Raw genomic sequence first — 19,196 nt, 5'->3', positions numbered from 1 at the left:
TTAGCGAACATATGAAAGTATCATTAATTATATCTACATATAATTGGCCTGTTGCATTGTCATTATGCCTGAAAAGTATTCTTACACAATCCACTTTTCCGGATGAGATTTTGATCGCAGACGATGGTTCAGGAGAAGAAACTGCGGAGGTAATTAAGAGGTATCAACAGATTTTTCCTTTTCCTGTTATACATGTCTGGCAGCCTGATAATGGTTTTCAAAAGACGAAAATATGGAACAAAACTCTGGTTCGTTGTTCAGGTGACTATATTGTACAGATTGATGGAGATGTGTTACTACACTCCTGTTTTGTTGAAGATCACATTAAGTTTGCTAAACCCAATTCATTTGTCAGAGCAAGTAGAGTTTATATGGACCAAGAATACTCTGCAAAAAAGATCAGCGAGATGTCAGTAAACGTTAATCCTTTTTCTAAAGGTGTGTCTAATTTCTTCAGTGCTTTCCGGTTCCGTCCGTTTTGGAGTTTCTTTGAAACAAATTATAAAGTCAAAGGAAATGAAAAATGGGAAATACACGGATGTAATATGGCCTTTTGGAAAAAGGATGCTATTAAGGTGAATGGCTATAACGAAGATTTTGTCGGTTGGGGGCCTGAGGATAAAGAATTCATTGCCCGCCTTATGAACAGTGGCGTAAATAAAAGATTTCTGAAATTCGGAGGAATTGTATTTCATCTTTGGCATAAGATAAATACTAGAGAGAGGTTGTTAAAAAATGAAAAGCTCTTTGAGCTAACCAAGCAAAAGAAACTTACCTATTGCAATAACGGTATTGATAAATATATAAGCGGCCTCTAAATTAAGCTCCATTTATGGATTAGAAAGAATATCTTTGCGAAAAAATATTTCGATTGGAAGTCTCACTGATTATAACTACTTACAACAGACCGGATGCACTGGAAGCAGTACTGGTTTCAGTTTGTGAATTACATATCAAACCTCAGCAGGTAATTATTGCAGATGATGGTTCAGGAGAAGCTACAGCAGCTGTTATCGAAAAGTATCAGTCTATCCTTCCTGTTCCGCTATTACATGCCTGGCAACCGGATAATGGTTTCAGAGCTGCTGAGATCCGTAATAAAGCTCTGGCACTTGTCAAGTCCCCTTATGTTATTATAATAGATGGAGATATTATTCTGGATCCTTTTTTTGTGAAAGATCATTTGCATCATGCAGAAAAAGGGTGCTTTCTGCAAGGTGGACGTTTTTTGCTGACAGAGAAGAAAACTAAAGAAATTCTTAGTCAGCCCCAAAGACCATTTATAGCTAAATGGGGTGATCCCGATATCGAATACCGATTTGAAAAAAGATTCTTCGCCTTCAGAAGTGCTCTGCTAGCAGGTTTAATCAAACGAAAAATTACATATAGTCATCATGCGATAAGATCTTGCAATATGTCTTTTTATTATGAAGATGTGTTGAAAGTAAATGGCTTCAATAATGATTTTGTAGGCTGGGGAAGAGAGGATAGTGAATTTGTTGAGAGATTATTTAATGCTGGGATAAAACGTATTAATATTAAATTTTCAGCTCTTGGATATCATTTGTATCATAAGGAAGAATCACGGGCTTCTTTGCCTCAAAATGATCACATTCTGAATGAAGCAATTACAAATAAGACTACGTGGTGTGCGAATGGACTCAACCGCTTCCTGGACAATGATTACGATCCTATTTCTTAATTCCGCTTTGATTCTTTTATATTATCGAAAACCTGTTGGTATTGTCTGATCACTTTATCCCAATTGTAATTGTCTGCTACGTATTTTTCTGCATTTTTACGTATTTCCATGAGTTTTTCCGGATAATTCACAACCATGTTTAAGATTGTTGTGAAACTGCTTAATGAGCTATAGCATTGTACGGCTCCGTTACTTTTACGCTCATGCTCTCTCATTACATTACATTTCTTGTTTGCAATAATAAATTTTCCTAACGATAAGGCTTCCAATGTTAAAAGAGAGAGACTTTCTACTGTAGAAGGGTTGATAATAGCCATGGCATTTATCATTAGATATGTTTTTACAGCCTCCGGAACAAATCCCATATATATAATTTCATCGGAGACAGTTTTTTCCATCATGATGTCTCCTGTCAGCACAAGACGTAAGTCTCCGGGATTTTGTTGCTTGTATTGCAAAAAGTCATTTAGTAGAGAATTTAACTTTTCAGATGTTACACGACCCGAGTATAAAATGTAGTGTTCTGGTACCAGATAATCTGCTTTTATATTTTCTGTATTTTCAGGTGCTGACAGTGTTGTTCCCACAGCGACGACACTGTTTGGAGACATTTTGTGCTGAAACAGTTGGTGGCACATTTGTTTTTCCGTCTCAGTATTGAATGCTATAAAAGCAGCTTTTGTAAAAGAATGGCTGTTAATACTTCGAAATAGCATCCCTTCTAAATGTGCTGCTGGCATAAGTATGGATTTTTCCGGAGCAACCATTATTCCTAACTGAGTAAGTGGATTTTCATACGAAAAGAATATAAGTGCATCATATTCGTGATGTCTGGCTTTTATGTAATCGATGAGATCTTTAGAATAAAACTTATGTAGTCTCATCAACTCGTACTCCTCCCGGATCTTAAAATTCCAAACAGGAAATAGCTTAAAAATAATGGAACTGAGCTTCAGTCTATAAATCAGCCGTCTTATTTTTCTGCCCAATTTTGCTCTTTTCTCTGCTTGTCGGAAGCGATAATGATCATATTCAGTATTTCTGAAACGCAGAACTTTTATTTGATTTATTTCATCTTCGCCCTCAGGAAATGGATTTTCAAAGGTGACATAATTTCGGATAGTGGTCGTCAATACTTCTACCTCATTTTTTGGAGTTAATTTTTCAGCTAACATTCTACAGTGGAATTCAGCTCCACCATTGATTTCTAATCCGTATCGTACTGTTATTAAGCCAATTTTTCCCATTAATTATTGTCATTTGAATAAGTAGCGACTCTGTTTGTGCAATTACCTTCTGTCTCATCTGGAAAAACAGGTCATACACGCGCTTACATCATGTACAAACTTAGATAAAGTTACCTGTATATACAATACAGTAAGATTCTCCTGAAAAGGACTTTCCAAATGAGTCATTATTTAGCATATTTTGTAACAACAAAAATATGATTGTGAGACATTCAGAGTAGTCAAATTAAACCTTATCTTAGCAGACAAATTGTGCTTAATATGAGAGGGTTACAGGTAGGTCGGAGCTGAAAGTAAATTTCTTCCCATCACCCAACATGCTAAATCAAAAGAAGGATGGCCATTCCCAGAATAATATATCAGACGTTTAAAACAGATAAGATTCCCTTACTTACCAGATTTTATATCTGGAGATTTATGCGAAAGAACAGGTCATTTAAATATAAGTTTTATAATGATGCGGACATTTCTCAGTTTATAGATAGGAATTTTGATAAGCGGACTTCTGATGCTTATAATCTTCTTCAGATAGGAGCTGCAAAGGCGGATTTTTTTCGTTATGCGGTATTATATATACATGGAGGTATATATCTGGATCTGGATAGTGATATTATTGTTAATCTCAATACATTCTTACTTGAAGATGATGTAGCTGTCGTTACTAAAGAAAATGGTCGTCATTTATATGCACAATGGGCATTGATTTATGATAAAAAACACCCTTTTCTGAAACGCACAATAGAGCTTATGGTACATAATATAGAGACAAATGCTTTTCCGCATGATGTTCATGCTATGACTGGCCCCACTGTGTATACTAAAGCTATAGTCGAGATATTACAGGAATTTCCGGACACAGCCTACAGAATCGTAGAAGATGATTATAAAGGTATGATGAAGTTTAAATATAAATTTGGAAAAATCCTGATTTACAGAGACAGATCTAATCATTGGAAAAAGCTTCAGAAACGAATTCCAGTGGTAAAGACGAAAGATTAAAGCTGACTATAAGATTTGATCCATTTGTGAGCTAAGATGTCATCATTAAATTGTTGTGCATACGCCAATCCTTTTATTTTCATTTCCTCCTGCATTTTCTCTGAACTAAGCACAGATTCAATAGCATAGCTCATCTGTTCGCTATCATTTACATTTATGTAATAAGAAAAGGGACCACCTGCCTCAGGGAATACTCCTGTTCCATTGGTGATAACCGGAGTTTCGGAATACAATGCTTCAATAATAGGGATCCCGAAACCTTCAAATATGGAAGGATATACAAAAGCCTTTGCGGCAGTATAAAGTATGGATAAGTCTCTCATAGATAGTCCTTCCCGGAAGAAGACTCTTTTTTCCATCTTATGCTTTGTAATGTAGTTGTTAATTTCTTGCTGATATGCTGTTTGCCGCCCCACAATGACTAGAGGGCAATCCATATCCTTTATAGCTTTAATAATAGACAGTGCATTCTTTCTTGGCTCAACAGTTCCTACGTTCAGGATAAACTCCTCCGGAAGTTGAAGTCTGTCTGTAAGTTGCTTTTGTTCAGATACGCTCTTCTTTATTTTAAATTCAGGGTGACAACCCTGATAGATAACATCTACTCTTTCCTCCGGGATTTTAAAAAATTCCATAAGATCAAGTTTTGTCTGTTTACTTATGGCCACGATTTTATCCGTATTTGTACACGCGTATTCAAATTTTTTGGTGTAGATTTTCCGGTCTAAAAATCGATATAGTTCCGGATGCCGGATAAAGATCAGATCATGAATAGTGACCACCGATTTAATACCTGTATTTTTTAACCCGATCGGCAATTCACCAGATAGTCCGTGGTAGATATCGATATTGTCTCTGACTAAATCCTTAATAATACCTTTGGTACGCCATAGATTAGGCATAATATTGTGAAATATTCCGGAAGGCAACCTAAAGTTGGATAATTTCTCCAAAGCGGAGTATTTGGGAGATAGTTTGGGGGTATATAAAAGGTAGTCGTTCTCAGGGAAATTTTCTGAAAGAATACGTATCAAATCACGACTGTAGTTTCCTAAACCCGTGTTATTATGAAAATATCTTTTTGCATCAAAACCTATTCTCATATACCGGTTGTCTCTATTTTATCAATAACCATTTCAGATGTTACCAAATCTATCGCTTCTATGCCGTCACAGTCACAAGGTTTATTGCCATATACTGAACTCGGACGATTGGGGTGATCGACCTGAATACAATCCTCCAATGCTTGTCCATAGCCTAAAAAACCAGCAAATGGGTGTGTTGCTCCCCATATAGACAAACATCTGATCCCCATCAGAGATGCCATATGCATACCAGACGAATCCATACTGATCATCAGATTGAGATTCGAAATAATTGCTAATTCTTCCTTTAAAGTAAACAATCCTATGGTATTATGTACATTTCTAAATTGACTTTCCCATTGTGCAGCTATCTTTTTCTCCTCATTACCTCCTCCGAAGATAAAAGTCTCGTATCCCTTTTCTGAGAGCGTCTGAATGACACTTCCCATCTTAGGTAAAGGAAATACCTTGTAAGAATGCTGTGCAAACGGAGCGATTCCGATTTTACAAGTTTCTTCATCAGCAAACATGGCCTTCGCCATTTGTGGAAGCCGTTCTTTTCGGACAATCCGTGTATGAGAAAGATGTAAGGTATAACCTAACTTTCTAAAAACGTCTGCATATCGCTCTGTTGTCTGCCTTAGCGGCTTTAATACCTTATCAACCGCTCTTGTAAGTTGTTTTTTTTCTTTTCGGCCCTTATCCAATCCGACTACACGGGTGCCTGATAACCGAAATAAAAAACCCAGTATCCGGGATCTCAGATTGTAATGAAGATCTGCTACAGCCGTGGCCTGGTATTCATCCAGTTCTTTTTTTAGTTTTCGTATTCCCAAAATTCCTTTATGCTTCCCTTTCGGATCAAAAGGATGAAATGTAATCTGAGGGATTTCTTCAAAAAAAGCGCTGAACAACGGTCTGCTGACCACAATTAACTGTACATCTGGGTGTTGCATGCAGAATTCCTTCAGTACAGAAGCAACCATAGCGACATCACCCATTGCTGAGAAGCGGGTCACAATTATTTTGGAGGGCAGCGGCATCATATTACTTTCCTGCAGTATACAGCACAGGGTTAAGAGCAGGATCGTTATACATCTTCATTTGCTTATACACTTTCATGTATTTATGGCCTTGCTCAATATCATTTAATAACTCATCAATACTTAATGAAAGATCCTTACGTTGTTCCAAAAGAATATGTAGTTTTTGCTGACATGATTTAATATGTTCAGCCTGAGCATCTGTGCGCAGGGTTTCCTGCTCCATATGATATATTTTCAAGGCCAGAATAGATAGGCGGTCAATGGCCCATGCCGGACTTTCTGTATTCACCTTTGCATCAGCCAGAGGCTGTATATCGGTGTATTTTTGAAGATAGTAGCTGTCTATATATTCAACCGTATCCGTGCGATACTGGTTTGATTCGTCTATTCGGCGTTTCCAGTACAAGGCATCCTTCGAATCGATTTCAGGATTTCTTACCACATCTTCCATATGCCATTGTACAGTATCAATCCAGCATTTGAGATATAATAAATGTTCCAAAGATGTTTTATCATAAGGATTCTCAATAGGATGATCTATGGCATCATTTACGTGATAATCTTCGATCGCACGTTGAAAAATCGGATTTGCAATTGCACTTATCATACTGCAAATATAAGATATTAAAGAATAGATTGGAGTGCCGGATTACAGCAAACGATCTAATAACATATCCGGGAATATCCCCAAAATGACGATAAGTATTGTACAGATTACTGCAATGATAAGCAGTAGGGACCATTTTAATGGTTTAGACACATCCTGTTCAGCTGTTCTTAAAAATCCCTGCAATGGAATTTTGAAATAGAAAAATAAGGAAATAACAGCAGTCAGCGCACCGACAATCAAGAGAATCATCAGCAAAGCATAGTTATCCTGTTGATAGACTTCAAAAACACTGGAGAATATCAGTAGCTTCCCGATAAATCCGGCAGTTGGAGGAAGCCCTATCAGTGATATAAGTACGATAGTAAAACTTACGAATAATACAGGATATGCTTTGCCAAGTCCGGCATAGGAAGTAATTTCCGTATTTCCGTTGATGCGTTCCAACTGGTCAATAAAAATAAAGGCAGCCAGATTCATCAGCGTATATACGATAAGATAGTACATCAGTACCTGAGGTTGATGCGAAGTATAAACCAATACCATCATGAGCAGGATACCTGTGTGGCCGATAGAAGAATAGGCCATCATGCGTTTGATATCCGTCTGTCTTAATGCCGCTAAATTACCAATCAGCATCGTCGCTATTGCCACAATAATCAGGATGTAATAGAAGAAATCTGAAAAATAAAAGGGCGTATCTGACCATGCCGTATAAACGCGGGTCAGGAATACAACTACGGCAATTTTAGGAACTGTTGCCAAAAAAGCTGTTACAGGTGTTGGGGCACCCTGATACACATCCGGACTCCAGATATGAAAAGGTACGAAACTGAGTTTGAAGCCAATTCCTGTAAAGATAAACAGCAGAGCGATACTAACGATGGTTTCAGGCGCATCAATCAAGCCTTTGATATGATCAGTAGAATTGAAGGTCAGGCTTCCTGAAAAACCATAAAGTAACGACAATCCATATAACATGACAGCAGCACATACTGATCCGAACAATACATACTTCATTGCTGCTTCAGACTCTTTTCGCTTCTGAGAGAGAAAGCCGACCATCACATAAGATGCAATAGATAGAATTTCTACACAAATAAAGACTAAAAGCCAGTTATTGGTCATGGTCAGTACATTCATTCCTATTATACTGGCAATCAGTACAGGATATATATCGGCAGATCGTTTTCGGTAAGAATAATAACTGAAGTATTGTTGAATAAAGAACAGAAGAACAAGAGAAGCCACTGCAATGAGCAGGCGTGCATAGACAGAAAACTGATCGATGCTGATCATTTCAAAAAATGCAGATGGTAATTCCTGTCCGCTCTGTTGACACAGAGCATAAATTGTACAGACTATTCCGGCAACACTGATTGTAAAAGAAGAATGTTTCCATATCCGGTCTGTAAATAACGACGCACAGATACTGAGTACAAAGGTCAGAATAAGTGTGATTTCAGGTCCTAATACAGAGACACTGCCAATCACATGATCCAGAATATTGCTCAGATTATTACTGTCCATATTACCCGATATATTGGTGAAGAATGGAGACAAAATGAAGAACAGAGGCATTCATCTTATCGAAAATTAAAAACGGAAAGATTCCAAGTACCAATGCAAGTGCAATAGTTGGAAACAAAATAATTTGCTCTCTGAGATTAATGTCTGTCAGTTTTGTTACCCAGGATTCACCTCCCTTGAGTCGGGTTTGTCCGAAAAACATCCGTTGCAGCGTCCAGAGAAAGTAGGCCGCACTTAACAGGATTCCTATAGAACCCGCGATAGCCATCCATCTCGGAAGAGCTGAACCTATACTGGCTGCATTGAATGTCCCGATAATAACAAAGGCTTCTCCTATAAATGCTGAAAATCCAGGCAGCCCAAGAGACGCAAAGAAAGCTATAGCTACAAAAGCTGTATATTTTGGCATAATAGTCGCCAATCCTCTGAAGTGATAGATATAACGATCATGCACACGGTCATACACCACACCCACCAGAAAAAACAGAGCTGCGGACAGGAATCCATGACTTATCATCTGAAACATAGCACCGGAAATCCCTTCTGCTGTCAGCGAAGCGATCCCTAATAATACAAATCCCATGTGCGATACAGATGAATAAGCGATCATACGTTTCAGATCTTTCTGGGCCAAAGCATTCATTGCACCGTATAAAATGGAGATCACACCTATAAGTCCGATCCACCAATTAGTCTGTGCTGCAATATCAGGGAAAATGCCATAGCAGATTCGGATTATTCCATATCCACCGATTTTTAGCAATATTCCGGCAAGGATAATGGAGATAGGTGTCGGAGCTTCTACGTGCGCATCCGGCAACCAGGTATGTAAAGGGACAATAGGTACTTTGATTCCAAAGGCAAAAAACAATACGATAAATCCTACAATCCGTGTAGGCCACCCAAAGATAGTCGAAAGACTGTCCGGGGAAAAGAATCCTCCTTCTACATAATTGTCCGGATTCATCATAGACAAGATATTGAAAGTATATGCACCTGTCGCCGGATTAGTAACCGAAAAATAAAGACCCACGATGACCAGTAGCATGAATACGGAACCAAACAGCGTATAGATAAAAAATTTGATTGCCGCATACTCTCTTCGTGTTCCGCCCCATATTCCAATAAGAAAGTATAACGGCAGAAGCATCACTTCATAGAATACATAAAAAAGGAAAAAATCCAGTGCACAGAAAATACCCATCACTGCCATATTGAGAACCATCAGTAGCGCAAAGTACCCTTTAGGACTCTTTTGTATATTCCAGGAAGCCCCTATAGCCATGAGCATCACAAAAGCACTCAGCAATACAAGTGGTAACGAAACACCGTCGAGACCCAGGAAGTAATTTATTTCTAACTTGCCAATAGTGCCAAGATCAAGACGAATCCAGGAAAGCTGTTCGACAAACTGATAGCCTTCTATGGTATTAATTCCGGTTTTTGTTGGATCAAAATGAATGTACAGATAGCCTGCCAGGAGTAGTTGTACTGCTGTAAATGCCAGAGCAAGGTATTTGTATGAGTTGTTCCATTTTGCCGGAAGCAGCAGTATCAGAGCTGTCGCGATTAAAGGAAGAAATATGATGAGCGTAAGTAATCCCATTTTATTTTATGATCAAATAAACTAAACCAATCAAAACAACGAAAAAGACCGAAAACAGGTAATACTGCAAGCGACCATTCTGTATATGACGAAACACATTTCCAAGCCAATAGGCTGTTTTAGCTACCAAATTGACAAAGCCATCCACAAGCACCCGGTCTATCCAGGTAATGATAGCGGAGAAACGTAATATTATAAAAGAAATCAGGTGAACGATACCGTCCACGATATTCCGGTCAATCCAAAAACAAATTTTTGCTAACTGCACAGTGCCATCCACGAAAACAAATGTATACAGTTCATTTAAATACCCTTGTTTTAAAGAGGCCTGTATTAGTCTATGTTGCGGATTAAACGGATATCCATCTTTGACATACCACTTATAACCGATCCACCAGCTTACCAAAGCTCCAAAAGTAAGGATAACCGGAATAACGAGGTGGGCTGCAGGATTGATTGCATAGGGATATTGATCCAGTAAACCGTCCACGATCCAGGCATGATGGTATGACAGTGGATTAAAGGAGAAAACCGGAAATAAACACCATACCGCCAGAAAAAACATGGGGATAAGCATCATCTTTGGTGCTTCATGTATATTTACAGTAGCCAATACAGGTACGCGAAGCTGTCCGAAAAAAGCTTTAAATATTAATCTGCCGATATAGAATGCAGTCAGGATACTGACCAGGATCAATAGGACAGGAATGATATGATACGCTGCTCCGTGTGTGCTACTCCATTCGAATGCCGAAATAATAATGCTGTCTTTGGACAGGTAACCCGATGTCAGCGGAAATCCGGATAATGCAAGAGAGGAGAGTGCCATCAGTGCAAATGTCTTAGGCATATACTTGCGGAGTCCTCCCATATTTCGAAGATCCTGTGCATCAAAATCCTGCTGACTTTTTTCTTTGAGATGCACCATTTCATGGATTACTGCCCCGGCACATAAGAATAGTAAACATTTGAAAAATGCATGTGTAGCCAAATGGAAAATCGCGGCGTCCCATGCACCTATACCAATACCCACCATCATATATCCCAATTGAGATATAGTTGAAAAAGCCAGAATTCGTTTGATATCATATTGTGCCAATGCAAAATATGCTGCACTTGCTGCTGTCAAAGTTCCGATTACAGCAATAACAAGTAATACCGTTTCATTAAATAAGGGGAACAGGGTCGCCATTAAAAATACGCCGGCTGCAACCATAGTGGCCGCATGAATAAGAGACGATACAGAAGTTGGTCCTTCCATTGCGTCCGGAAGCCATATATGTAAGGGAAATTGGGCGGATTTAGCCATAGCACCGATAAAGAATGCTATCCCGGCTGCTGTCAACCAACCTGCCGGCATCGTATTCATGGGAGATATCCATTGACCATCACTTAATATAGCCTGATAAGCCAAACCATCGGAACCAAATAATTCCACGAGATTTAATGTGCCAAACTGACTGTATACAATGGCAATCCCGGTTAAAAAACCCAGGTCACCGATCCGGTTAATGATAAATGCCTTTTTGTTTGCCTGCGCAGCAGACTCTTTCGTAAACCAAAATCCGATAAGCAGGTAAGAAGCAAACCCTACCAGTTCCCAGAAAATATACATCAGCAGCAGGTTGTTCATCATGACCAGACCCAACATAGCAAAGCAAAATAAGCTCAAATACATCCAGTAGCGATGAATACCTTTATCTCCGTGCATATAAGACCTCGAGTATACATGTACCGGAAGTGCTATAACAGGTACAATCAGCAGCATCAGTGCGGTGAGATTATTGAGCAAAATACCTACTGTAAATGTTTTATTGCCTATTGTAAACCAATCGATCTGAATGTGGAATGTACGGTAGTTCCAGATTTCAACAAAGGTAAGAAGGCCAAAAAGGGCACTTAAGGCTATTGCAACAGCCGGAATAATACCGGACTGTGCACGTTTTCCTAAGAGTGCCTGATATAGAAAAGCCGCAAAAGGCAAAGCTAAAGTAAGCAGTGCAGTTGTAACGGGCGATATGTCGTTGAAGTGATTCAATACTAATCTTTTAATTCCTGTACCTGATCCTGATTGATGGTATTATAATGACGATAGACATTCAGAATAATCGCCAGACCTACTGCTACTGCTGCCGCCGCCAGTACGATAGCAAATAATGCGAAAACCTGTCCGCCGTAATTGATTTTATCATAACGGCCGAATGCTACAAAATTAAGAATTGCCGCATTGATCATCAGTTCAATACCTACCAGGATCATAATAGCATTCTTTTTCGATAAGACTGCATAGAGACCAATGCAGAATATACAGGCACTCACGACCAGAAAATGAGTTAAAGTAATCAAAATTTATCCTCCTTTCTGGATAAATGAGCTGCGCCGATCAGTGTCATCATCAGAAAGATACCAATGAGCTCAAAAGGAAGAATATATTGCGTCATAAACTTGAATCCAAGTTGTTGAATATTATTGTCAGATGGACGAATGAAAGTATTATTAATCCGCGCCTGCTCGATCCAGGCCGGTACTTCAGATTGCCATTCGACCACGGCTGTGATCATAATAAGCAAAAAAGCCGAACTAAGAATCAAAGACTGCCAGTTAGGCAAAGTCAGAAACTTACCGGAAGCATGTTGCAGATCTTTGAGCAATTCCTTGTTGGACAACATGAATGCAAAGATCATCAGGATCAGTACACCACCTACATATACCATGATCTGGGTGATCGCTACAAAATCAGCAAGCGCAAAGAGATACAGTCCGGCCATAGCGAACAGAACAATGAAAAACAAGAAAAGCGCCCTTGCTGTGTTTTTCAGGTTAACAACCAACAGTGCTGAACCGATAGCCAGTGCTGCGAAGGCATAAAACAAAAGTTCTTCAAGCGTCATGATTGTTTTTTTGCAGCCTCCTTCTCTGCCTGGAATTTCGTCCATTCTTCTTTACGTTGTGCTACCTCTGTGTCAGACATTTCCGAGAAACCATAGATAAGGTCAGTAAGTTTGGATGTGCTGCGGTCGTACTGGTTGGTCATGGTGATACATTCCGTAGGACATACCACAGTACAAAGACCACAATACATACATTTGGCCATATCGATATCGAATTTCTCCGCATAAAGACGTTTTACACTTCCATCGGAAGTTTTTCCGATTGCTTCAGGTGATTTAATAGCCAGGATATCTATACAATCTACAGGGCAGGCTTTGGCGCAAAGATCACATACGATACAATCGTCTATCTCTACCTCCAACTGATAACGGGCGACTTCAGGAATAGGCATTTTCTGCTTTGGAAACTGTACCGTAGCTACCCCGTCCTGCTTGTCAAAATAATGATCTTTTGTGATGTCTAGCTCATGACGTGCACGACGCGCACCAAAGAGGTGGCTGACAGTCAAAGTGAGTCCTTTGACAGCCGTGAGTAATGCATTTATGGTCGTCTTTATCAACATCATATTAATTCATAACAACTAATCTCCATATTCCTGAGATGGCCATACAGACAAATGCTGTAGGGATCAGGATTTTCCAGCATAAAGCCATCAACTGATCTGCTCTGAGCCGTGGCAGTGTCCATCTGATCCACATTTGTACGCCGACGATGAGCAGCGATTTGGCCAGTGTCCAGAAGATTCCCCAACATAATCCGGTGGTCCAGGTTGCTAATTTCAGGGAGCCGATGTTAGGCAGAGGTGTATTCCATCCTCCGAGGAAAATAACAACCCCCAGCATGGCAACTAAAAACATCATGGCATATTCCGCAAGGAAGACAAATGCAAATTTGATCCCTCCGTATTCGGTATGAAAACCTCCGATCAGTTCCGATTCCGCTTCCGGGATATCGAACGGAGCTCTGTTACATTCTGCTAATGTGGCGATAAAGAAGATAACAAACACCACCAGGAGATGCGGAGCCTGAAAGATATTCCAGGCAAATATTCCTCCGACTGTATTGACTTCCCAGAATCCCAGAAACTTAATACTTTCTGTAGACAAAATTCCCTGATTTACACCTATTTCGTTGAGATTCAGCGTCTGTGTAATCATTACAGCTGCAATCAGGGATAATCCTACCGGAATCTCATACGATACCATTTGTGCAATGGCTCGGATAGATCCTAATAAGGAATACTTATTATTTGATCCCCAGCCCGCCATAAGTATACCTATTGCATCAATGGAGACAACCGCCATTATAAAAAATAATCCGGTGTGTGTATCAGCCGGAATAAATCCCGGAGCCCAGGGCATTACACTAAAACCAATAAAAACAGCAATAAAGATAATAACAGGGGCTGCAGCGAACAATATTTTATCTGCAGCAGAGGGAGTAATGAATTCTTTCTGGAGTAGTTTCAGGATGTCTGCTATAGTTTGCAGGCTTCCGAATTTTCCGGTTTCCATAGGCCCGAGGCGATCCTGTACAAAACCGGCAATTTTACGCTCAGCATATACCGCAAACAGCGTGAAAATAGCAATAAAACTAAAAATTGCTACAGGTACCAGTATATCGATTAACAGGTCGGTCAAGTTTTTTAGAATAATTCTTAATTAGATTGCAAACATAAGGAAAACTCAGCATTATTTAAGCATCTAACCATGAAGTTATACTTATTTAGTAGATTTTTTTTGAACTAAAAAAGGCACCCGAAGAGAGTGCCTTTTAATTCTATATTCAAAATGAATTATTTTCTGTTTTTCAGCTCTACGTAGTCGCGTTTTTGTGAACCTGTATAGACCTGTCTCGGACGTCCGATAGGCTCTTTGTTTTCGCGCATTTCTTTCCACTGTGCGATCCATCCCGGAAGACGGCCTAAAGCGAATAGTACAGTGAACATTTCTGAATCGAAACCTAATGCACGGTAGATAATACCGGAATAGAAATCTACGTTTGGATATAATTTTCTGTCAATGAAGTATTGATCGCTTAATGCAGCTTCTTCAAGGCGTTTTGCGATTTCCAGGACAGGATCATTAATACCCAGCTTTTCTAAGATATCGTCACATGTCTTTTTGATAATCTTAGCGCGAGGGTCGAAGTTTTTGTATACACGGTGACCGAATCCCATTAAACGGAAAGGATCGTTTTTATCTTTAGCTTTAGCCAGATATTTATCTGCATCACCGCCATCATTTTTGATAGCCTCAAGCATCTCAATAACTGCCTGATTCGCTCCTCCGTGAAGAGGACCCCATAAAGCGGAGATACCTGCAGAAACAGAAGCGTATAGATTCGCATTAGATGAACCTACGATACGAACCGTAGAAGTTGAACAGTTTTGTTCATGATCAGCATGAAGGATCAGCAATTTGTGCATCGCATCAATAACGATCGGATCTATAGTCACATCTTCCGTTACCTGACCGAAAGTCATGCTTAGGAAGTTGTGTACGTAGTTAAGATTGTTTTTAGGATAGATCACTGGATGACCCAATGATTTTTTGTGAATCCAGGAAACAATTGTCGGCATTTTAGCCAGTAATTTAACAATTGTCAGGTTATCCTCTTCTTCCGTAGCGTTAGGATTCAACGATTCAGGATAGAAAGCAGACAGTGCTCCTACTAAACAGGACAGCTGTCCCATTGGGTGGGATTTAGAAGGAAATCCATCAAAGAATTTCTTCATGTCCTCATGAATCAGTGTATGCTTGCTGATATCATGTCTGAATTTTTTCAAAGTCTCGTCTGAAGGCAATTCACCAAAGATCAATAAATAAGCAACCTCTAAAAATGTAGATTTTTCAGCTAATTGTTCAATAGGGTAACCTCTGTAATGCAGAATGCCTTTTTCACCATCTAAAAAAGTAATGGCACTTTTTGTAGCACCTGTATTTTTAAATCCCGGATCTAATGTTATATACTCGGTTTGATCTCTTAGTTTGGAGATGTCAATAGCTTTTTCATTTTCAGTTCCTGTGATTACAGGAAGCTCATATGATGAATCGTTTAAAGTAAGTTTAACTGTTTCAGACATAGTTTGAATATCTTGTATTATGCAAATGTAAATAAATTGAAATGTAAATCAATATGCCAAAATGAATTAAAATGCCATATTTAAGTCATATAGGGACAATTTGATATAGGGTTAAAACTAATTTTGCGTTGCGTTAACAATACTTTCCAAAATATTCAAAATAATCAGAAAATTCAACTTTTTTCGAAAAAAAACGAGTGGCGGCATAAAAAAATAAAATGCTGTTCTCCATTAAAAATTTGCTGAAAACAGATTTTTTTCATGTGTTTAAACATGTGTAAGTCTCTTATTAGCAGATTCTCGTGTGATTTGCAATTCCTCTTTTTCATCGATAGTTTAAAAGAAAAACATTATATTTAAATAGCCTGTTTCTGTAGATCAAAGGTCAGATGGCGGAATTTCGGATAGAATACAAATAAAAAATATGGACAAAGAATTAATCAAAAAAATCCAGAACAGAAAGCATTATTATAAACATGTCGAAGCTTTGGAAAAACACCTGGATAAGTATTTCGAAAGTGAGGAAATGACTGTTTTCCACGAAATGCTTTCTCTGGACTTTCATCTGGATGTTTATTTTATTCAGCCGAAAGATAAAGAGTTTAATTTGCTGGTCACATCCGGTATGAGTCTGTTGGAAATGACTGTTCCCGAAACTATTCAGGATAGAGCGGATTATACATTTGCGGAGCTCATGTTATTGATCCCTAAAGAGATGGAATTTAATAAAACCTATCCGAGCGACGATAAAAATGATTGGATAATAGGTATGATGAAAGATATGGCGAGATTTCCGCATCATCAGGATACTTTTTTGACAGAAGGACATACTTTGCAGGCATGGAATGATATAGCCGATCCATACGATAAGCATACACTTTTCACCGGTTGTATATTATTGCCTTCCGCTACTTTCGGAGAAGATTTTATGCAGATCACGTGCGAAGACAACCTAATAAATTTTTATAGTCTGTTTCCCTTATATAAAAACGAAATGGAGTATAAAATACAGCATGGTTACAGCAAATTTTTTGATCTGTTAATCGAAAATGATGTAGCGGAGGTGTTTGATGAAAAACGTGAAAATCTACTTGCAGTATAAAGATTAGAATTGACCAATGCCACATGACGGTTAGTAGAACAGGGGTAAATATGCAAAAATAAAAGTATCGTATAAAAATGACTGTTTCTGAATTTGAAAATAATCTGAAAGCCATTCACCAAATGTTGTTTAGTATCAGGCTGACTGAAGATCGTGATACGGCAGAAACATATGTTGATGTGCTGTATTCTTTTAATAAAGCCTTACCGGAGAAAAGTTATCCTTTTTTAGCTTATCTGGAAGATACTGTCGATAGCATTGAATTTAGTATATACGGGCGAAATGCAGATCTGTTTATGCTGAGAAAGAATGAGCTGGAAAGTGATAAAGATCCGGTTCCTTATATCAAAGGCAAGAGAGAATGGGAGTCTTATGAATTTACTCTGTCTACTTTACTCCTTACAGAATATACAGATTGGTTATCAGAGCAAGCAGAATATAAATTTGAACTTCAATTCTCAGGATACGGGATATATGTGCCTGTTAAAAAATATTGGAATCAGTTTTTTAATCCCTTTTCCTATCCCAATAAAATATGGCTTGGAAAGGATCATAGATCGGTGTTATATATCCAAAATGAAAGTAATATTCTAAAATGTGTGACTAATAATACTGAGGATTTGAGATTTGCCGAAGAAGTTTTATGTGAAAAATAAGGGGTGCCTTTTTTGTAAAAAATATAATGGATTGGTAGAATATGATAGGAAATAACGATCTTGAAAGTGCTAATATATCCGGGAAGATTGCATGGGTCAAAGAATTGACGTTTCAACCTGAAAATGAAAATTTAATCCTGTTGGGATTTGAGATAACATATTTTAATGATGCTGGCAATATCGTTCGGTGGGAAGTATACCATAGCGATGGGAGATTAACGAAAACCTTGATCAAAGCATATAATGCTAACCATATCTTGATAGAAGATGCTCTGAAACAAACTGATGGTAAATATTTCAGCCAAAATCTGTATAGCGATGACGGTGTATTATTGGAAAAGCAGTATGATTACGGACAAGGTGTTTCCTATAAGGAGATTTACGATAAGGATGGAAATGTCATCAGGAATTTTGAAAATGAAATAGAGTTAGAAGTTGAAGAGGAAGTAAATGAAGATCCTTATAATGAACAATGGGATACTAAAGAAGTTATTGATCATTCGGGCAAAAAAGTAAGAACGACCTATTACTATTCTTTTAACCGCCTTTTCGATATTACACAAAGTACATTTGATAAGGACGGTAAACTTATGGATGAAAAAGTGTTTGCATCAGAAGAGGAATTGGAAAACGATAATTTTGTAAAAATGGATATCTATACTTATGATCCATTTGGCAATCTCACAAGAAAGAAAAGCAATAATAAATCCTACAATGGCGGAGATTGGATAACCATACATACGAATACATTTCATTATGACAGTCAAAATAATTGGGTGGAGAAGCAGGAAATAATGAATAATAAAATAACAGACTTCAAAGATAAATTACAATTTGTCCGAAGGAGAGAAATTCAATATTTGGACGAAGTGGTATAATAACAGATAGTTGTGTCAGATTGATTGCTGGTTTTTTCAAAGGATAAATTTAAAGGAATAAAACTGAATGTAATGGATAGCTACCTCGAAGAATTAATGCAGCGCGAAGATATACACCGGATAATTGATGAAGCCGGTAACCAGTATGGTATCCGGGTTTTAGGACGAGGTGAAAATTTACTGTTTATAGAAAATGAAAGAGGATTGATCTGTACAATTGATGCGGAACATGCTGCAATATTTACCAGATCTGTGAAAAAATGGGATAGCTCCGGCCAAAACATGAGTAAAAAGGAAAGGACAAGAGTAGTCAGCCTGATTGAGCAATATTACAGAAAATTCTATAGTCCGAATGTTATTTTGATAGATGATTATTAGAAATGTATATGATATTTGAAAGTCAGCAGATCGTTTATAGTATGGAAGATAACTGGGATGAACTGGTCAGCATTACATTTGTTAATGCCGGGAATTATCTTTCCCTTAGTTGCTTAGCGTATGAAGATGAGATCGAAATAGAGATAAATGATCAGACAAATTATGTAAGCGCACTGAAAACGGAGTTTAAGTATGAATTTACAGGAAGTTCTATTCACTTTACGATAGAAAATCCAATAATTCAAAACAACGTTCCGGATCTGAAATTTGTTGTAAACTTCAGCATCAAAGAAGCAGATAAATTGAAAAATGCAGTAAATGCATTGGTCGGAAAATAATGATTAGGAGGATATAATGAACTATGCTGTCTTAATCAGTTAAGA

Annotated in this window: 20 protein-coding genes; 8 read left to right on the top strand and 12 right to left on the bottom strand. The window is 38.2% G+C overall.

Going from position 1 to position 19,196, the window contains the following annotated elements; translation table 11 throughout:
* Positions 1 to 11 precede the first annotated feature (11 nt).
* Positions 12 to 818 (top strand): glycosyltransferase family 2 protein, encoded by an 807-nt coding sequence (locus tag B4B65_RS16545; protein ID WP_293917035.1) that lies wholly within the window; start codon positions 12 to 14, stop codon positions 816 to 818.
* A 53-nt stretch (positions 819 to 871) separates the two neighbouring features.
* Positions 872 to 1,702, top strand: coding sequence for a glycosyltransferase family 2 protein (locus tag B4B65_RS16540; RefSeq protein WP_293917033.1), 831 nt, complete (start codon positions 872 to 874; stop codon positions 1,700 to 1,702).
* Here the strand turns inward: B4B65_RS16540 and B4B65_RS16535 are convergent.
* Positions 1,699 to 2,949, bottom strand: coding sequence for a glycosyltransferase (locus B4B65_RS16535; RefSeq protein WP_293917031.1), 1,251 nt, complete (start codon positions 2,947 to 2,949; stop codon positions 1,699 to 1,701). The two genes, B4B65_RS16540 and B4B65_RS16535, sit on opposite strands and share 4 nt — an antisense overlap.
* A gap of 336 nt (positions 2,950 to 3,285) precedes the next feature.
* On the opposite strand from B4B65_RS16535, the gene B4B65_RS16530 reads away from it, so the two are divergent.
* Positions 3,286 to 3,948 (top strand): glycosyltransferase family 32 protein, encoded by a 663-nt coding sequence (locus B4B65_RS16530; protein WP_293917029.1) that lies wholly within the window; start codon positions 3,286 to 3,288, stop codon positions 3,946 to 3,948.
* On the opposite strand, the gene B4B65_RS16525 is transcribed toward B4B65_RS16530, so the two are convergent.
* From B4B65_RS16525 to B4B65_RS16475, 11 genes are all read right to left on the bottom strand, one after another.
* A complete protein-coding gene (locus B4B65_RS16525) occupies positions 3,945 to 5,051 on the bottom strand; it encodes a glycosyltransferase family 4 protein (RefSeq protein ID WP_293917027.1) in 1,107 nt (368 codons plus the stop codon). The genes B4B65_RS16530 and B4B65_RS16525 overlap by 4 nt on opposite strands.
* Positions 5,048 to 6,079 carry a glycosyltransferase family 9 protein gene (locus tag B4B65_RS16520; RefSeq protein ID WP_293917025.1) on the bottom strand — a complete coding sequence of 344 codons (1,032 nt, stop codon included), beginning with the start codon at positions 6,077 to 6,079 and terminating at the stop codon, positions 5,048 to 5,050. The genes B4B65_RS16525 and B4B65_RS16520 overlap by 4 nt, the downstream gene beginning before the upstream one ends.
* 1 nt (position 6,080) lies before the next feature.
* The gene (locus B4B65_RS16515; protein WP_293917023.1) at positions 6,081 to 6,686 is read right to left on the bottom strand and encodes a DUF4254 domain-containing protein; all 606 of its coding nucleotides are present in this window, start codon (positions 6,684 to 6,686) and stop codon (positions 6,081 to 6,083) included.
* Positions 6,687 to 6,728: 42 nt separating this feature from the next.
* The gene (locus tag B4B65_RS16510; protein WP_293917021.1) at positions 6,729 to 8,216 is read right to left on the bottom strand and encodes an NADH-quinone oxidoreductase subunit N; all 1,488 of its coding nucleotides are present in this window, start codon (positions 8,214 to 8,216) and stop codon (positions 6,729 to 6,731) included.
* A 1-nt stretch (position 8,217) separates the two neighbouring features.
* Complete coding sequence (locus tag B4B65_RS16505; RefSeq protein ID WP_293917019.1) at positions 8,218 to 9,822, bottom strand: complex I subunit 4 family protein; 1,605 nt, start codon at positions 9,820 to 9,822, stop codon at positions 8,218 to 8,220.
* A 1-nt stretch (position 9,823) separates the two neighbouring features.
* On the bottom strand, positions 9,824 to 11,860 hold the full coding sequence (locus B4B65_RS16500; RefSeq protein WP_293917017.1) for an NADH-quinone oxidoreductase subunit L: 2,037 nt from the start codon (positions 11,858 to 11,860) through the stop codon (positions 9,824 to 9,826).
* A 2-nt stretch (positions 11,861 to 11,862) separates the two neighbouring features.
* Positions 11,863 to 12,168, bottom strand: coding sequence for an NADH-quinone oxidoreductase subunit NuoK (gene nuoK, locus B4B65_RS16495; protein WP_293917015.1), 306 nt, complete (start codon positions 12,166 to 12,168; stop codon positions 11,863 to 11,865).
* Entirely contained in the window at positions 12,165 to 12,758 is a 594-nt protein-coding gene (locus B4B65_RS16490; protein WP_293917013.1) for an NADH-quinone oxidoreductase subunit J, read from the bottom strand. The genes nuoK and B4B65_RS16490 overlap by 4 nt, the downstream gene beginning before the upstream one ends.
* On the bottom strand, positions 12,710 to 13,279 hold the full coding sequence (locus B4B65_RS16485; protein WP_293917011.1) for a 4Fe-4S binding protein: 570 nt from the start codon (positions 13,277 to 13,279) through the stop codon (positions 12,710 to 12,712). Before B4B65_RS16485 ends, B4B65_RS16490 begins: the two co-directional genes overlap by 49 nt.
* Position 13,280: 1 nt before the next feature.
* Complete coding sequence (nuoH, locus tag B4B65_RS16480) at positions 13,281 to 14,354, bottom strand: NADH-quinone oxidoreductase subunit NuoH (protein ID WP_293917009.1); 1,074 nt, start codon at positions 14,352 to 14,354, stop codon at positions 13,281 to 13,283.
* A gap of 155 nt (positions 14,355 to 14,509) precedes the next feature.
* Positions 14,510 to 15,799, bottom strand: coding sequence for a citrate synthase (locus B4B65_RS16475; RefSeq protein ID WP_293917007.1), 1,290 nt, complete (start codon positions 15,797 to 15,799; stop codon positions 14,510 to 14,512).
* 424 nt (positions 15,800 to 16,223) lie between these two features.
* Here B4B65_RS16475 and B4B65_RS16470 point away from each other — a divergent pair, with 424 nt between their 5' ends.
* From B4B65_RS16470 to B4B65_RS16450, 5 genes are all read left to right on the top strand, one after another.
* Positions 16,224 to 16,901 carry a suppressor of fused domain protein gene (locus B4B65_RS16470; protein WP_293917005.1) on the top strand — a complete coding sequence of 226 codons (678 nt, stop codon included), beginning with the start codon at positions 16,224 to 16,226 and terminating at the stop codon, positions 16,899 to 16,901.
* 77 nt (positions 16,902 to 16,978) lie between these two features.
* Complete coding sequence (locus tag B4B65_RS16465; RefSeq protein ID WP_293917003.1) at positions 16,979 to 17,557, top strand: hypothetical protein; 579 nt, start codon at positions 16,979 to 16,981, stop codon at positions 17,555 to 17,557.
* 41 nt (positions 17,558 to 17,598) lie between these two features.
* A complete protein-coding gene (locus B4B65_RS16460; RefSeq protein WP_293917001.1) occupies positions 17,599 to 18,435 on the top strand; it encodes a hypothetical protein in 837 nt (278 codons plus the stop codon).
* A gap of 72 nt (positions 18,436 to 18,507) precedes the next feature.
* Entirely contained in the window at positions 18,508 to 18,813 is a 306-nt protein-coding gene (locus B4B65_RS16455; protein WP_293916998.1) for a hypothetical protein, read from the top strand.
* A gap of 8 nt (positions 18,814 to 18,821) precedes the next feature.
* A complete protein-coding gene (locus B4B65_RS16450; protein WP_293916996.1) occupies positions 18,822 to 19,151 on the top strand; it encodes a hypothetical protein in 330 nt (109 codons plus the stop codon).
* The last annotated feature ends 45 nt before the right edge of the window (positions 19,152 to 19,196 follow it).

The organism is Sphingobacterium sp. UBA5789 (assembly GCF_002418355.1).
Classification (GTDB): Bacteria; Bacteroidota; Bacteroidia; order Sphingobacteriales; family Sphingobacteriaceae; genus Sphingobacterium.
This window is presented reverse-complemented; position numbering and strand designations above follow the sequence as displayed.

What these genes read in the sequence shown, in the direction of transcription:
- B4B65_RS16545 (WP_293917035.1), top strand. Translation starts at nt 12, where the DNA reads ATGAAAGTATCATTAATTATATCTACATATAATTGGCCTGTTGCATTG.
- B4B65_RS16535 (WP_293917031.1), bottom strand. Translation starts at nt 2,949, where the DNA reads ATGGGAAAAATTGGCTTAATAACAGTACGATACGGATTAGAAATCAAT.
- B4B65_RS16530 (WP_293917029.1), top strand. Translation starts at nt 3,286, where the DNA reads ATGGCCATTCCCAGAATAATATATCAGACGTTTAAAACAGATAAGATT.
- B4B65_RS16525 (WP_293917027.1), bottom strand. Translation starts at nt 5,051, where the DNA reads ATGAGAATAGGTTTTGATGCAAAAAGATATTTTCATAATAACACGGGT.
- B4B65_RS16520 (WP_293917025.1), bottom strand. Translation starts at nt 6,079, where the DNA reads ATGATGCCGCTGCCCTCCAAAATAATTGTGACCCGCTTCTCAGCAATG.
- B4B65_RS16515 (WP_293917023.1), bottom strand. Translation starts at nt 6,686, where the DNA reads ATGATAAGTGCAATTGCAAATCCGATTTTTCAACGTGCGATCGAAGAT.
- B4B65_RS16510 (WP_293917021.1), bottom strand. Translation starts at nt 8,216, where the DNA reads ATGGACAGTAATAATCTGAGCAATATTCTGGATCATGTGATTGGCAGT.
- B4B65_RS16505 (WP_293917019.1), bottom strand. Translation starts at nt 9,822, where the DNA reads ATGGGATTACTTACGCTCATCATATTTCTTCCTTTAATCGCGACAGCT.
- B4B65_RS16490 (WP_293917013.1), bottom strand. Translation starts at nt 12,758, where the DNA reads ATGGACGAAATTCCAGGCAGAGAAGGAGGCTGCAAAAAAACAATCATG.
- B4B65_RS16485 (WP_293917011.1), bottom strand. Translation starts at nt 13,279, where the DNA reads ATGATGTTGATAAAGACGACCATAAATGCATTACTCACGGCTGTCAAA.
- B4B65_RS16475 (WP_293917007.1), bottom strand. Translation starts at nt 15,799, where the DNA reads ATGTCTGAAACAGTTAAACTTACTTTAAACGATTCATCATATGAGCTT.
- B4B65_RS16470 (WP_293917005.1), top strand. Translation starts at nt 16,224, where the DNA reads ATGGACAAAGAATTAATCAAAAAAATCCAGAACAGAAAGCATTATTAT.
- B4B65_RS16465 (WP_293917003.1), top strand. Translation starts at nt 16,979, where the DNA reads ATGACTGTTTCTGAATTTGAAAATAATCTGAAAGCCATTCACCAAATG.
- B4B65_RS16460 (WP_293917001.1), top strand. Translation starts at nt 17,599, where the DNA reads ATGATAGGAAATAACGATCTTGAAAGTGCTAATATATCCGGGAAGATT.
- B4B65_RS16455 (WP_293916998.1), top strand. Translation starts at nt 18,508, where the DNA reads ATGGATAGCTACCTCGAAGAATTAATGCAGCGCGAAGATATACACCGG.
- B4B65_RS16450 (WP_293916996.1), top strand. Translation starts at nt 18,822, where the DNA reads ATGATATTTGAAAGTCAGCAGATCGTTTATAGTATGGAAGATAACTGG.